Below are 13,715 nucleotides of genomic sequence, written 5' to 3'. Positions count from 1 at the left end.
TGTAGCTGTGGCATACAGCGTAATCAAAGAAAACGATTTGTTTCTCATAACGGATTTATCCGGTGATATATTGACCGATTCCAAGGAAGGCTTCGGTTTATATACGAAAGATACGCGGTTTCTCAGCCGCATGGCGTTGACCGTCAACGGGGCAAAACCGATTATGCTTGCTTCCAACGTTGACCGGAACTATGTCTCGAATATCGTGCTTACGAAGCCCGATATCAAAGATGGAGAAAAGCTATGGCGCGAATCCGTAGAGATCGTGCGAACGCGATTTATCTATAAAGGTATTCTCTATGAAACGATTGGAGTGACCAACTTCAATCCGCATAGCCAACGTGTCAGCATCAATCTGGAGATCGATGCCGATTTCCAAGATATGTTTGTCATTCGCGGATTTCAAGATGGCCAAGTCGGACAGAAGACAGGGGTTCGGCAGCTAACGTCCGGGTTTTCGATCGATTATGGCGGAGTGGACGATGTAAAGCGGTCGCTGCTCGTTGAGTGGATGGAGGCGCCTGCCCATGTTGCCGTTTCGAAGGAAGGAGCGGTGATTACCTATCAAATGGATTTGGAAGCGGGGCAATTGACGTCGATCAATCTGTTCTTTGTCCCAGTCATCGACGAAGTCTATCCCGAGCGCCATTCGCATGCTATCGCCATTCAAGAGCTACAGCGCTCGTATACAAATTGGGAGAAAACTTCGACATGGGTGAGCAGCGATCATCCGTTTTTCGATCATCTCTATCGACGCGGTTTGTCAGATATTAGGGCGCTGCTCACGGATCTCGGTTTCGGCTTGTTTCCCGTGGCGGGCTTGCCTTGGTATGCTGTACCGTTCGGACGCGACAGCCTGATCACGGCGTTGCAGCTACTACCTGTTCATCCCGAAATCGCCAAGGGCACGATTATGACGATGGCCCGATATCAAGGGGAAAAGTCGGATAGCTGGCGCGATGAGCAGCCGGGGAAAATCATGCACGAGCTGCGCGATGGCGAGCTAGCGAATACGAACCAGGTGCCGTTTAAACCGTATTATGGTACGGTTGACGCGACGCCGCTATTTCTAATCCTAATCGGTGAATATGTCAAATGGACCGATGATTTGCTGTTGTTTGAAGAGATGATACCCAACATCAAGCGGGCGCTGGAATGGATCGATGCTTGCGGCGATTTGGATGAAAGCAACTTCTTGACATATAACACCAAATCCGCCAAAGGTATTACGAATCAAGGGTGGAAGGACTCATCCGATTCTGTTATACATCGTAACGGGGAATATGCGAAAGCTCCGATCGCCCTCGTCGAAGTGCAGGGTTATGTCTATCAAGCTAAGACAACGATTGCGGAGCTCCTCCGCATGATGAAGCCGTATTCGAACGATTACAAAATGATCGCTTGGTCCAGTAATCTTATCGCTGAAGCGGAAGAATTGGCGAAGCTGTTTGAGAAGGAATTTTGGGTGGAAGGTGACCGATTTTATGCTCTGGCTCTCGATGGCGACAGAAAACAAGTTGAAACTGTTACTTCGAATCCCGGACACCTCCTCATGTCAGGTATGCTGGAATCACATAGGGCTGAAGCAGTCGCCGACAAGTTAGTATCCAAGGAATTGTTCAGCGGTTACGGAATTCGAACGATGGCAGAGGGGGAAAAGGGCTACAATCCGATCAGCTATCATAACGGAAGCGTTTGGCCGCACGATAACTCCCTGTGTCTTATGGGAATGAATCACGAAGGCTTCCACAAGGAAGCGTTAATCGTTATGGAAGGCTTACTTGCCGCCGGTGCTAGCTTTGAAAATCATCGTCTACCAGAACTGTTCTGCGGTTATACCACGAATAAGGGTGCGCCGCTTCGTTACCCGGTCGCATGCTCTCCTCAGGCGTGGGCGGCCGCTACGCCGTTCGTGTTTATTGAAGTGATGCTCGGCTTGCGGCTTGATTATACGGCACGGCAAATATCGCTTCATCCCATGTTGCCGGTAGGAATGGACTTGCTCTCCGTTCGCAGACTTCGTCTCGGTAGCGGGATGCTGGATGTGGATGTTAACCGAAGCAAGGAAACTTGTGCTTATCACATCTTGGCGAACACAACAGGTTGGACAATCGGTTCGCATTAAAGAACGAAGGATTGAAGGCATGCAGGTTGTACGAGTAACGGACTTCATTTCTGCTTCTGGGGGTACCTTAGACCTGCACTGGCTAAACGGATGGAATCCACGGCTTGAGTCTGATGATTCCCTAACCTTAGAGTTACATGTGTGAAATTATACTAAAAGGAGCAATCTGGGCGCTGAACTCCAGGTTGCTCCTTTTATATAGCAAATTATCCGTTTGTTGAATTAAGCCCATGGTCTTCTTCTAGTGAAATAAAAAAGTGTGTAACCATGATTCCCCTTGTACAACGTCCAAACACTGTGTGTTGTTAGGGTAGGTGAATGAATCGTTTATTTCGAAAGTGTCCAAAGTCCGGAGATGACCGTAATGCCATCAGAATACTTGGCCTGAATTAAAAGACCGAAGGTTCCGTCAGTAAAGCCGTTGATTTTTTTCAAGGAGGTTGCTTTTAGAACAGATTCCTTAGCCCAACTTGGTAATTGCGAATTATCCTTGTATGGCAATTCTAAAATTCCAGAGTTGACTTTACCGTGCACGAGTTCATAAGCGCGAATAAACATCGTAGTCATCTCTGCTCTCGTTATGATCGTATCCGCGCCAAAGCTGTTATCAGACAAGCCGTAATGAGACCTGCTTCACGTGCTGCCATTATATCTTCATAGAAAGGGCTACCTTGTACTACATCAGAGAATTCTTTTCCTTGCTGCGAGGATTTAAGTCCAAGCTCGCGAGCTAGTAAAGATGTGAACTCTGCTCTAGTTACAAACTCTCCAACATCAGCTGTGTTATCTACTAACAATTGATTGTAAACGGACTTCGCAATTTGTTGCACGACAGGGTTTCCTAGTGCTTGTGCTTTATCGAAATCATCTGTGGTTGTAACCTCAGTCATAACACTGATAGCAAGCTCACGACCGGGTAGAAGAAAGTATCCAACATCATGGGTAACGTTGGCATTTTCACCCGTTTTATGGGCGATCGGGGCATTGGGTAAAGCGGCCCCGAATTTAGTGTTAACTTCCTGCGCACCCATCCAAGCAATGATTTGGTTGCGTGACTCGGTACTTAAGAATGTGCCGTCGTAGATGTCCTCAAGGAGGGTTAGCAAGTCCTTGGCATTAATATAATTATCTTGTGCAGGTGTCGGAGCAGCTGCGAACATTTTACGGCCAAGATGCATAACCTTTAAGTTGAGCTTATCCAGCAATGCCTGTACCTTATCTAAACCGACGACGTCGATGAGAACATTTGTAGCCGTATTATCCGATTGTGTAATCATAAGACGAGCTAGACGACCAAGTGTTACGTCTTGCGGAAAATTCTCTTTTTGTAGTGAGCCTGTCCCACCCACAACATCGGAAGGTTTAACTGTAACCATATCGCTTAATTTGAGCATACCGTTATCGACTTGTTGCATAAGCGTCGATACGAGAGCCATCTTAATTGTACTGGCAGGTTTATATGTGTCGTCTTTGCCAAGTAAAATTCCTTCGCCTCCATACGAGCCGCTCAGGTCCTCAATACCAACCGATACACGTATGCCATCTTTCGAGGCGTTATCAATAATGGGTTGTACAAGTCCAGCGATTTCGGTTAAATTCGGGGTTGCACGGCTTGCAGATACTTTCGACGGTTGTAATCCAGGTAATAATGAAACAGCGAGGAGAGAAGGGTTAGTTTAAGAATGGATGATTTTTTAGTCATAGTTAGTCTGTAAGCTCCCTTATATCGTTTTATTAATCGCGTCATATAATATGACATATATCACGATTTATATAACGGAACTATATACCGATGTTAACTTTTATGACAAGTTGAAGAAATGTAATGTAAACGATTAAATATGCTCTTTACTGGCTCAATCTCACTCATTGATGAAATAACGGATTAAATATAAGTTAAAAAAAGTAGGTGAGCAGTTATTTCTGCACACCTACTTTTTCTTTTGCTAAACGGTGGACCTAGAAGACCATGATCATTTGTTTGCCTGCAAGCATTTTTAGTTCTCTAACCATAAAAAATACAGAGCGAAGGGGGCATTCATACCACCATGCTCTGTACGCAAAGATAAAATACTACTATTAGACTTTCAGCTTTTCTTCTTTCTCAGTAGTCACCGGATTCACATTCAATCGATCGGGTTTGGGTTTGGGTTCGGGTTTGGGTTTGGGTTCGGGTTTGGGTTTGGATTCTGGCTCGGGCTCGGAGTCGGTTCTGGACTCGGGCTCGGGGTCGGTTCTGGGCTTGGGCTCGGAGTTGGTTCTGGGCTTGGATTCTGCGCAGGCTCCGATATCGATGATGTAGTGGGCTTAGGTTTGATGACTAGTGACTCGGTTGCTGTAACCGGGATCGGGTTCATCTCATCGTTTTTCACTGAGTTTCCGTATAGCGTTGTCAGGCCGCTTATATCGATTTTCGGCATTTTGGACGGATCGACGAATTGTAAAGATTTATGCAACTTGATAATGATCGTCTTCCCGTCCTTGGACAACTCGAAGCTGTCTAGCTTCGGATCTAGCGGTACGCCGTTAATAATAATTTTGGATAGGTCGATGGACTTGGGGTCGATCTGTACCGTCAATTTCAAATTCAATTTGTCACCTGTCTCAAATAATCCTCCTGTTACAATCAGAGGTTTAGACTCTTCGAGCGTTTTGGCGGATTGGAAGGATCCTTTAACAAGTAGTTCTCGATCTGCTGGTACATTTCCGCCGAACGTACCGTTCGGAGCGTTATTTAGTAATTTAAGCTCGAGAGCCAACTCGACGTAACCTTTAGCCCAATTGGTAACAGTGGGATCGCCAACGCCTGAAGCGGCCTTTGATTTTGCATCAGCATCCTTGCCCAATGCTCGTACTAAAAATGTGGCTAATTGCTCATTGGTAACCTTACCCGCAGGGTTGTATGTGCCATCACCGAATCCAACCGTTATTCCTGCATTCTTCAATGCTTCGATATAGGGTAGCGCATAGCCGTCTACGTCACTGAAGGAAGATTTCTTGAGATCCAAGTTGACGTTCAACCCAGTAACAAGTGCTGCTACCTTCGCGAATTGAGCGCGATTCATCTCATCTTTCAATCCGAAAGTGGTGTCGGATACACCGTCAAAGATACCCGCTGATATCATCGCATCGAATTTGGACTTCGTCGCTGCGTCTAAGTCCTTTAGGTCGGTGAAATCAGCTGACGACTTCTCCGCGGAAATCAAACTGCCGCTATACGACGTGGCGAAGGTCAAACCATGAGCCAATACGAAAGACCTGTAAAAAAATTTGTTGTTCATGATTGTTACTCTACCTACCGTTTAGTGTTATTTTTTAATATTTATTAAGTGACTTTCTCAACATAACATTTTTGAGATGTTCAAATCTTAATGGAATATTAATGGAATTCTACTATTGCATATATGATAACTACACTGTTGTAATGGGCTTCAGGAATACTTGGCTTTATTTTGGTTTTCGTTTAAGAGTTCGCTCCAGACGCAATTTCCAAAGCTCCACGGCCAGTGCGGTCTCTGGGCTTTTATTTTTTACTAAGCGAAATTGGGCTGTCAGCGAAGACATCCAATCGCTCCGGCAATCATTTTTTTTAAGCAATCCGCTTTTCCACCTATTTACAAAATGACTACTCGGTGATACTATGTAGTGGTACTAAGCAATACAGAGTAGTATTGGAGGACTTAAATGGAAAACCTTACGGAAATGCTGAAAGGAGTTTTGGAAGGCTGCGTACTTGAAATCATCAGCAGGAGAGAAACCTATGGGTATGAAATCGTAAAAACGCTAAATACGCTCGGTTTTGAAGATGTTGTCGAAGGAACGGTATACACCATCTTGATTCGGCTAGAAAAAAATAAACTCGTCGATATCGAGAAAAAACCGTCCGAAATAGGGCCGCCAAGGAAATTTTATAGCTTGAATGAATCCGGGCAGAACGAACTGTCCCAGTTTTGGGAGAAATGGGGATATGTTTCGTCAAGACTTGCTCAACTAAAGGAGGATAGCCGTGTATAAGAACTTTTCCGCTTGGCTAAAAGATTTGCGTGTTCAAAAGAAAGCGTACAAAGAGTGCGTAAAACGTTCAAAAGCGCTCCCGAACGATTACCGCGAAGTTTACAATATCGCATCGCGATACATGCTGAACTTCTCGTCTAACGATTCTAGCGTCATCAACCTGTTCCCCGAAATGCTCGACATGTTTGAGATGGGGGCTGCTGAAGGTCGAGATGTTCTGGAAATTGTAGGGGATGACGTTATGGCATTCTGCGACGGTTTGCTTGAAGGTGTTTCAGCTCAAACTTGGACAGGGAAAATGCGAACTAAAATGAACGAATCCATTCATAAAAAACTTGGAAGATAGGGGGAGATTAGGATGACATCGAACGATTGGGCTATTGAGGTAATCGGCCTCAAAAAATCCTATAAAAACGTAGCAGTGTTGCGAGGGGTGGACCTCACCGTACAGAAGGGTTCAACCTTTGCCCTTCTCGGATCCAACGGAGCTGGTAAAACCACAATGATCAAAATTCTTGCTACCTTGCTCCAGCCCGACAGCGGTAGCGCAAAGATTAATGGAAGTGATGTAACTAAACAACCCGAACATGTTCGCAAGGAGATCAGCCTGACAGGACAAAGCGTAACCGCAGACTATATCCTGACTGGGCGCGAGAATCTGCGAATGATGGCCAAACTTCGCCATTTGCCCGACCCTGACAAACAAGCTGAGGAGTTGCTGCGCCGCTTTGACTTGCTCGATGCCGCTGACCGCCGAATCTCTACTTATTCCGGAGGTATGTGTCGGCGCTTGGATTTGGCTATGAGCTTATTAGGCAACCCGTCGGTTATCTTTCTCGACGAGCCGACCACCGGTCTTGACCCACAAGCCCGTATTGCTATGTGGGATATGATCAAGGATTTAGCGAGATCGGGTGTCACTGTCTTTTTAACGACACAGTATTTAGAGGAAGCCGACCATCTAGCCGATCAAATCGCGATTTTACACGAAGGTCATATCGTGGCAAGCGGCAGTCCGGCGGAGCTTAAAAACAGATTGCCTCGGGGGCATATCGAACTTCGATTCGACAATGAAACAACGCTAAATCAAGCACGCGACCTGTTAAAGGAATTCAACGCAACTGCAGATTCGAACAATCTCACGCTCTCGGTCATTACTGATGGAAGTACAAAGCAAATGATGCGATTACTAACGAAAGCGGCAGAAAGTGACATAGAAATTGCCGAGTTTGCTCAGAAACTGCCCACGCTTGAAGATGTGTTTCTCGCAATCGTCACCAGCAAAAAGGAGGACTTCCAATGAAATTCATTCATTTTCTAGGCGATACCGCCGTCATGAGTGGGCGTGTCATCCGTCACTCCACGCGTAGCATCGATACGATTATTACCGTCATCGCCATGCCGATCATGATCATGCTGCTCTTCGTTTACATCTTTGGCGGAGCGATGAACACTGGTGATGTAAGGTATATCGATTATATTGTTCCCGGAATATTGCTTTTTTGTATTGCCAGTGGCGTGGCCTATTCTTCTCTCCGTATCAATAATGATCTCACGAAAGGAATATTCGAGCGATTCCACTCCATGCCGATCGCAAAAGCCTCCATTCTAGGTGGTCATGTGGTGGCATCATTAGTTTTTAACGTCATTTCATTGCTTGCCATATTCCTCGTTGCCTTCGGCATGGGATTTCGACCGAAAGCGGATGTACTCGGTTGGGTATTAGCTATTGGCATTTTGTTGCTTAGTGTTCTTGCGTTTACTTGGATTGCCGTCACCTTTGGCTTGCTTGCCAAATCTTTTGAGGGAGCCGGAGTGTTTTCTTACATTCTGATGTTGCTTTTATTCGTTAGCTCAGCCTTTGCCCCGACTGACAGCATGCCCGCGGCGATCCGCGCATTCGCGGAATATCAGCCCATGACGCCGCTTATCGAGAGCATTCGTTCACTTTTACTCGGAGGAACGGCGGATAAAACTACGCTTGTGGCGGTTTTATGGAGCTTGGCAATACTCGGGTTCTTCTGGGCTTCGGCCATGCGGGTTTATAAACGGAGAATGAAATAAACGCTAAAAAAGACCGGCAAACGGCTCGCGAACTTCTAACTAGTATGATCGATTTGTTTGCATAAATGGAGAGTTGTTGGTGAGAAATGAATTAGTGATAAACAAAGAGCCGGTAACTCTTCGAAAGAGGGCATACCGGCTTTTATGTGCACAGACTGACAAGCAAACCTTAATTCCATGCTTCGTGTGAGTAACCGCGGTTTAGAGAGAAGAGATGATGCTTTTTGGATTGGCTAAAGAAAAAGGTCTAAATTTTGAATATTTCTGTGTTATTCTAGGAATGTGGATTTATACAAAATACTCGTACATAGGATTAGAAATAACGGTTTTGGTTATTAATTGAAGTAAACGAGTGGGAAGAGTGTGATGTTATTTTTTTAAAATGGAGGAGTTAGATAAAGTGATACCAACTGAATCACCAAACAAAAAACATTGGAAACGGGATATTATTATCTTTTTAAGTAGTCAAACATTTTCGTTATTTGGCTCTGCATTAGTTCAATATGCAATAATGTGGTACGTAACACTCACAACAAAATCGGGTATGATGATGACGTTATTTATTATTTGTGGTTTCATTCCTACCTTTATATTATCTCCGTTTGCAGGAGTATGGGCAGATCGTTTCAATCGAAAATATCTTATTATTATAGCAGATGCGATAATTGCCTTTGTCACACTGATTTTAGCCATTACATTTTTGTTGGGTTATGACGAGATATGGTTATTGTTCGCCATTGCTGCAGTACGCGCGCTCGGAGCAGGGATTCAAACGCCTGCCGTTGGGGCAATATTACCTCAAATCGTACCAGAGGATAAGCTGACGAAGGTAAATGGAATAAACGGAAGTCTTCAAGCGCTTATGATGTTTGTTGCGCCTATCGTAAGCGCGTCGTTGCTTACACTGTCAACAATCGAGGTGATTTTCTTTATCGATGTTGTCACAGCGGCGATAGCGATCATTACATTATCTTTCTTTTTGAAAATATCTTTGCATAAAAAAGCGACTGATAAGCAAACGACTAGCTATTTGGATGACTTTAAACAGGGTTTGAACTATATTAAAACCCACAGCTTTCTCAAGACCTTTTTTATCTTTTTCGCCTTTTTCTTTGTATTGATGGCACCGGCAGCATTTTTAACACCGCTACAAGTGACACGCAGCTTTGGAGATGATTATTGGCGATTGACAGCTATTGAAATTGCTTTCTCTATCGGTATGATGGCTGGCGGAGCGATTATTGCATCATGGGGCGGTTTCCGCAACAAAGTATATACGATGACTTTCGCTAGCATGATTATGGGCGTTTGTACGTTAGCTTTGGGTATTGTACCTATATTTTGGGTCTACTTGGCTATGATGGCTATATTCGGTGTTGCTATGCCTATCTTTAATACACCGACAACCGTAATGATACAAGAGAAAGTAGATCCTGATTATTTGGGACGCATATTTGGAGTTTTTGGTATGATATCGACTTCCATGATGCCAATCGGAATGCTGATATTCGGTCCGCTTTCGGATGTGATTGATATTGAATGGCTTCTTGTTGGAACGGGGTTGTTTATTGTGATACTGTCCATTTTCTTCATTCGTAACAAACGTTTGGTTGAAGCTGGGTTGCCGTTAATAAAGGATGCAGCACAGGAGCAGGGGTGAGGGATACACAGCACCAGCGAGATAAAGTCTAATGCGGGATAAGGGCTATGATTTGAAACTCATGTACAGAGAAAAAAAGCTCTCCTGAAATTCAATTGAACTTTGGGGAAAGCTTTTCTTACTTAGAAAAAAGGAGACTGGCTATGACTTACTCACAGATCTGGAACAACTCAGGAAATGAAGCCGAAATTCTCTATTTGGAACAACAGATTGAGGCCATCAAAAAAGAAATAAAACGAGCAAAAGCCGCAGAGCAACAAGAGATATTGGATCAAGCGAATCTCAAACTGACTGAACTGGAAGCGAAGCTGGATGAGCTAGAGGAGTAGGGGGCTAATCACCCCTTCTTACATAATTTTTCTTCCCCAATAGCCACCGAATTCCCCTCATACGAAATCCAATCACTCCAGATACCTGCTTACAACTTCACATGCTTATGTCCGGATTTCTCCAGCACAGCACATTCGGGCAGTCGTGACGTGCAGGAGCTAGCTCTGTACTCTAATGGTTTACTTGGCACAGACAAGGTCAACGTCATAGAGCGATATCCTCAGCTTGCTAGATTATAGAGCGTTTGTTTCGGAGGTCGGCGGCGAATGGAATGTACGGAAAAAAACTGCCCAAACTTCCCGGGCAGCCTCTCATATTCTTACGCGCACATTTTCTGAGATCATGCCGTTTGTGCCGCATGTTTGCGAACGGTTACGGTGTCTTCCTTTTCTGTGGACCCGTTGTCCTGGCGCTTAACTGCTTCCTCGTCTCGTACCCCATTCAATTCATGTTCGTTCTGATGAAATTCCTTGAGCATATTCTGGTAAATATGAGCCTCTTGAAGGTTCAAGCCTTCGCGATTTTCTTTCAAAACCCAGTTCTCGACCGTTTTCTTCAAGATTTCGCTCTTCCGTTCCAACAGATCAGTATAACTCAATTTACTTCATCCTTTCCGATTCGTGGTTTCAGACGCCGCATGGACTTTGTTTACATGTCAGTTCGTACGTTTAACATCACATCCGACGTAATATTTACCATTATACAGAAAATCCTGGTCGAACCCAACGTGGACCAACTGTCCTCAGATAGGGTGAGCACTACTCAGAATGGAACGGGAGTCCTCAGCGGACCGTTTCGCAAAAGTGCGGCCGGATGCTCCGGGATGCTGACAGTTGCTTCTCTTTCATATAATCGTGTGACCAGATATCAACCATGCGCTTTTAACCCTAATCTTCCTCAGGAGCTACCACAATTTCCTCATACGAAACCCAATCACTCTAGCTCACTGCATACAGTTGTATGTTTGTATATCCGGCCCTGTCTATAGTTATATTAGGAGTATAATCTTATTGATTGCAAACAGGAATTATTTACAAAAATAAACGACAGCACAGACTCTGGATCAATTCGCAACCCTCCTTTATAGCCTTGTCCTGAATGATCCTTCCAATTTCCTATTGTGCCTTCTAATGATAATGTGGCACACTATGTATAGATAAAACCAAACGAGGCAAAGAATGCCCCGTCTCCTTTCCTTTAGGAATAGAGGCGGGGTTTTGTGTGTGTAGAAACATATTTCATTGCAGAGCGAGGGGATAGGTAATGGGTTTCGAGAGGGAGCATGATGAATGGTTATGTAATCATCTTAAACTAAGGAAGGGAGAGCGGCTCGATGCACTTAAACGCGGTCATGGTTACGGAAACCGCTTGTTTGTCGAGCGGGTATGGTGGCCTCTAGCCGGACATTTTCACGGATTACACCCCGAATATGAAGTTAAGGACTGGCGTGGCAGATCCTATTTTGTGGGAGATCGGAGCCTCGCGTATTGCATTTGAGATCATGGACTTTGGCTCACATGGAATGGATCGTAGCAAATATCGGATGGACTTGAACCGCGGGCTTTTTCTACAGTCTCAAGACTGCACGGTGCTCTATATCTCGCTGGATGAGCTAAAAGAAAATCCATCTTTCATTCTCTCTGCGATGCGGAACATTCTCTTTTCTTATTTGTTAGCAGAAAAGTCTGCGAAGATAACCGCTGAGAGAGCCTATTCCAGAATCGAGCGCGATCTGATGCGGGCAGCCATCCGGCACCATCGTGTCCTTCGCCCGGCTGATGCTGCGAGAGAGCTGGAATTGCACACGATGACGATCATTAAATACTGCCGGAAGCTGGTGGATAAAGGTAAATTTCGCCCGGTGGCAAGAGGTTCATCTCAGCGGATCATTTACTATGAATATATAGGTACGCTACAAAGTCCAGATTTGGTTTGAAGATGAAGGTCGTCGTGAGAATGTGAATGGAAAACCAAATACAATATGCCCCAGGTAACGTAAACGAGCCAAATGTATGCGAAAAACCGAATACAATGTGCCACCGGTAACGTAAACGATACAAATGTATGCGGAAAATCGAATACAATGTGCCGCCGGTGACGTAAACGAGCCAAATGTATGCGAAAAATCGAATACAATATGCCACCGGTAACGTAAACGAGCCAAAAGTACTCGAAAAACCGAATACAATGTGCCACCGGTAACGTAAACGAGCCAATGTATGCGAAAAACCAAATACAATATGCCCCAGGTAACGTAAACGAGCCAAATGTATGCGAAAAATCGAATACAATGTGTCACCGGTAACGTAAACGAGCCAAATGTATGCGAAAAACCGAATACAATGTGCCGCCGGTAACGTAATGGAGCCAAATGTATGCGAAAAACCGAATACAATGTGCCACCGGTAACGTAAAAGAGCCAAATGTATGCGAAAAATCGAATACAATATGCCCCAGGTAACGTAAACGAGCCAAATGTATGCGAAAAACCAAATACAATATGCCCCAGGTAACGTAAACGAGCCAAATGTATGCGAAAAACCGAATACAATGTGCCGCCGGTGACGTAAACGAGCCAAATGTATGCGAAAAATCGAATACAATGTGCCGCCGGTAAGGTAAATCAGGCCTCTGATTTCCAGGGAATCACAAGAAGCCGCGCCGATCGCGGGTTCTTTATTCTATTCTTCTCCCGTCGCAATCGGATTCCCCTCATACGAAATCCAATCACTCCAACTCCCTGCATACAACTTCACATTCTTGAACCCGGCTGTCCCAAGTGCGAGGACATTTGGGCAGGCGCTTACGCCTGATCCACAGTACACGATAATCTCTTGCTCAGGATCAATCCCCTCATAATGCTCTTTCAGCACCTCAGTTGATTTCCAGCGCCCTTGGTCATCGAGCACATCCTTCCAGAACTTATTGATAGCTCCTGGAATGTGACCGGCTTTAGGATCAATCGGCTCTTCAAGTCCTGCGTAGCGGCGGGATTCCCGTGAATCGATCAACAATGCGCCACCGCCCTTAACCACGGTTTGCACATCTTCCATGCTAACAAGCATGTCCGTTTGAACATCTGCTTCATACTGGCTTGGAATGCGCACCGCTTGATGATCACTGACTGGGAATTTACCTTTTTTCCAAGTAGAGTAGCCTTCATCCATTACATACACACGTTCATGACCCAAATAACGGAGCATCCACCACAGACGGGAAGCATAAGCTCCGCCTTGATCATCATAGGCTACAACAATGCTATCTCTGTTAATGCCAACCTTGCTAAGTGCGGAGGTCAGTTTCGAGATTTCGGGCAGTGGATGACGACCACCGTGTGTGCTTACTGCTGCTGAGAGTTGTTCTTCCAGGTGTAAATAGATTGCGCCGGGAATATGATCTTCTGTGTAGGCTTTACGTCCAGCTTCCGGATCAGTGAGTAAAAAACGGCAATCGACTATAACAAGTTCAGGTTCGTATAGCCGAGCAAGCAGCCAGCGAGTAGAAACGATTGGTTCCATTAAG

The 13,715-nt window shown here is 45.0% G+C and carries 13 protein-coding genes; 8 read left to right on the top strand and 5 right to left on the bottom strand.

Annotation, left to right across the window (positions count from 1 at the left end; all coding sequences use genetic code 11):
- Positions 1-7 precede the first annotated feature (7 nt).
- Positions 8-2,125, top strand: coding sequence for an amylo-alpha-1,6-glucosidase (locus tag NSS67_RS20580; protein WP_339315450.1), 2,118 nt, complete (start codon positions 8-10; stop codon positions 2,123-2,125).
- A gap of 327 nt (positions 2,126-2,452) precedes the next feature.
- Here the strand turns inward: NSS67_RS20580 and NSS67_RS20575 are convergent, their stop codons facing one another.
- The 3 genes from NSS67_RS20575 to NSS67_RS20565 form a co-directional block, all read right to left on the bottom strand.
- On the bottom strand, positions 2,453-2,740 hold the full coding sequence (locus tag NSS67_RS20575; RefSeq protein WP_339315449.1) for an S-layer homology domain-containing protein: 288 nt from the start codon (positions 2,738-2,740) through the stop codon (positions 2,453-2,455).
- Entirely contained in the window at positions 2,704-3,636 is a 933-nt protein-coding gene (locus NSS67_RS20570) for a serine hydrolase (protein WP_339320649.1), read from the bottom strand. The genes NSS67_RS20575 and NSS67_RS20570 overlap by 37 nt, the downstream gene beginning before the upstream one ends.
- Positions 3,637-4,251: 615 nt before the next feature.
- Complete coding sequence (locus NSS67_RS20565; protein ID WP_339315448.1) at positions 4,252-5,406, bottom strand: S-layer homology domain-containing protein; 1,155 nt, start codon at positions 5,404-5,406, stop codon at positions 4,252-4,254.
- Between the two features lie 403 nt (positions 5,407-5,809).
- Between NSS67_RS20565 and NSS67_RS20560 the strand changes: the two genes are divergently transcribed.
- From NSS67_RS20560 to NSS67_RS20535, 6 genes are all read left to right on the top strand, one after another.
- Entirely contained in the window at positions 5,810-6,139 is a 330-nt protein-coding gene (locus tag NSS67_RS20560) for a PadR family transcriptional regulator (protein WP_339315446.1), read from the top strand.
- Positions 6,132-6,485: a DUF1048 domain-containing protein gene (locus tag NSS67_RS20555; RefSeq protein ID WP_339315445.1), complete on the top strand. Its 354-nt coding sequence runs from the start codon at positions 6,132-6,134 to the stop codon at positions 6,483-6,485. The genes NSS67_RS20560 and NSS67_RS20555 overlap by 8 nt, the downstream gene beginning before the upstream one ends.
- A gap of 12 nt (positions 6,486-6,497) precedes the next feature.
- Entirely contained in the window at positions 6,498-7,442 is a 945-nt protein-coding gene (locus NSS67_RS20550; RefSeq protein ID WP_339315444.1) for an ATP-binding cassette domain-containing protein, read from the top strand.
- Positions 7,439-8,203 carry an ABC transporter permease gene (locus tag NSS67_RS20545; RefSeq protein WP_339315443.1) on the top strand — a complete coding sequence of 255 codons (765 nt, stop codon included), beginning with the start codon at positions 7,439-7,441 and terminating at the stop codon, positions 8,201-8,203. The genes NSS67_RS20550 and NSS67_RS20545 overlap by 4 nt, the downstream gene beginning before the upstream one ends.
- A 403-nt stretch (positions 8,204-8,606) precedes the next feature.
- Complete coding sequence (locus tag NSS67_RS20540; RefSeq protein ID WP_339320648.1) at positions 8,607-9,863, top strand: MFS transporter; 1,257 nt, start codon at positions 8,607-8,609, stop codon at positions 9,861-9,863.
- A 143-nt stretch (positions 9,864-10,006) separates the two neighbouring features.
- Positions 10,007-10,192: a hypothetical protein gene (locus NSS67_RS20535; protein ID WP_339315442.1), complete on the top strand. Its 186-nt coding sequence runs from the start codon at positions 10,007-10,009 to the stop codon at positions 10,190-10,192.
- 341 nt (positions 10,193-10,533) lie between these two features.
- Here the strand turns inward: NSS67_RS20535 and NSS67_RS20530 are convergent, their stop codons facing one another.
- Positions 10,534-10,791, bottom strand: coding sequence for a hypothetical protein (locus NSS67_RS20530; protein WP_339315441.1), 258 nt, complete (start codon positions 10,789-10,791; stop codon positions 10,534-10,536).
- Positions 10,792-11,622: 831 nt separating this feature from the next.
- Here NSS67_RS20530 and NSS67_RS20525 point away from each other — a divergent pair.
- Entirely contained in the window at positions 11,623-12,129 is a 507-nt protein-coding gene (locus NSS67_RS20525) for a type IV toxin-antitoxin system AbiEi family antitoxin domain-containing protein (RefSeq protein WP_339315440.1), read from the top strand.
- 745 nt (positions 12,130-12,874) lie between these two features.
- On the opposite strand, the gene NSS67_RS20520 is transcribed toward NSS67_RS20525, so the two are convergent.
- Complete coding sequence (locus tag NSS67_RS20520; protein WP_339315439.1) at positions 12,875-13,711, bottom strand: sulfurtransferase; 837 nt, start codon at positions 13,709-13,711, stop codon at positions 12,875-12,877.
- Between the last annotated feature and the right edge of the window lie 4 nt (positions 13,712-13,715).

The sequence above is a fragment of the Paenibacillus sp. FSL R10-2734 genome (genome assembly GCF_037963865.1).
Taxonomy (GTDB): Bacteria; Bacillota; Bacilli; order Paenibacillales; family Paenibacillaceae; genus Paenibacillus_AQ.
Note: the sequence above shows the minus strand (reverse complement) of the source record. Positions and strands in the feature narration are given on the sequence as shown.

Coding starts and splice junctions, on each gene's coding strand:
- NSS67_RS20565 (WP_339315448.1), bottom strand. CDS start 5,406: ATGAACAACAAATTTTTTTACAGGTCTTTCGTATTGGCTCATGGTTTG.
- NSS67_RS20560 (WP_339315446.1), top strand. CDS start 5,810: ATGGAAAACCTTACGGAAATGCTGAAAGGAGTTTTGGAAGGCTGCGTA.
- NSS67_RS20550 (WP_339315444.1), top strand. CDS start 6,498: ATGACATCGAACGATTGGGCTATTGAGGTAATCGGCCTCAAAAAATCC.
- NSS67_RS20545 (WP_339315443.1), top strand. CDS start 7,439: ATGAAATTCATTCATTTTCTAGGCGATACCGCCGTCATGAGTGGGCGT.
- NSS67_RS20535 (WP_339315442.1), top strand. CDS start 10,007: ATGACTTACTCACAGATCTGGAACAACTCAGGAAATGAAGCCGAAATT.
- NSS67_RS20525 (WP_339315440.1), top strand. CDS start 11,623: ATGAAGTTAAGGACTGGCGTGGCAGATCCTATTTTGTGGGAGATCGGA.
- NSS67_RS20520 (WP_339315439.1), bottom strand. CDS start 13,711: ATGGAACCAATCGTTTCTACTCGCTGGCTGCTTGCTCGGCTATACGAA.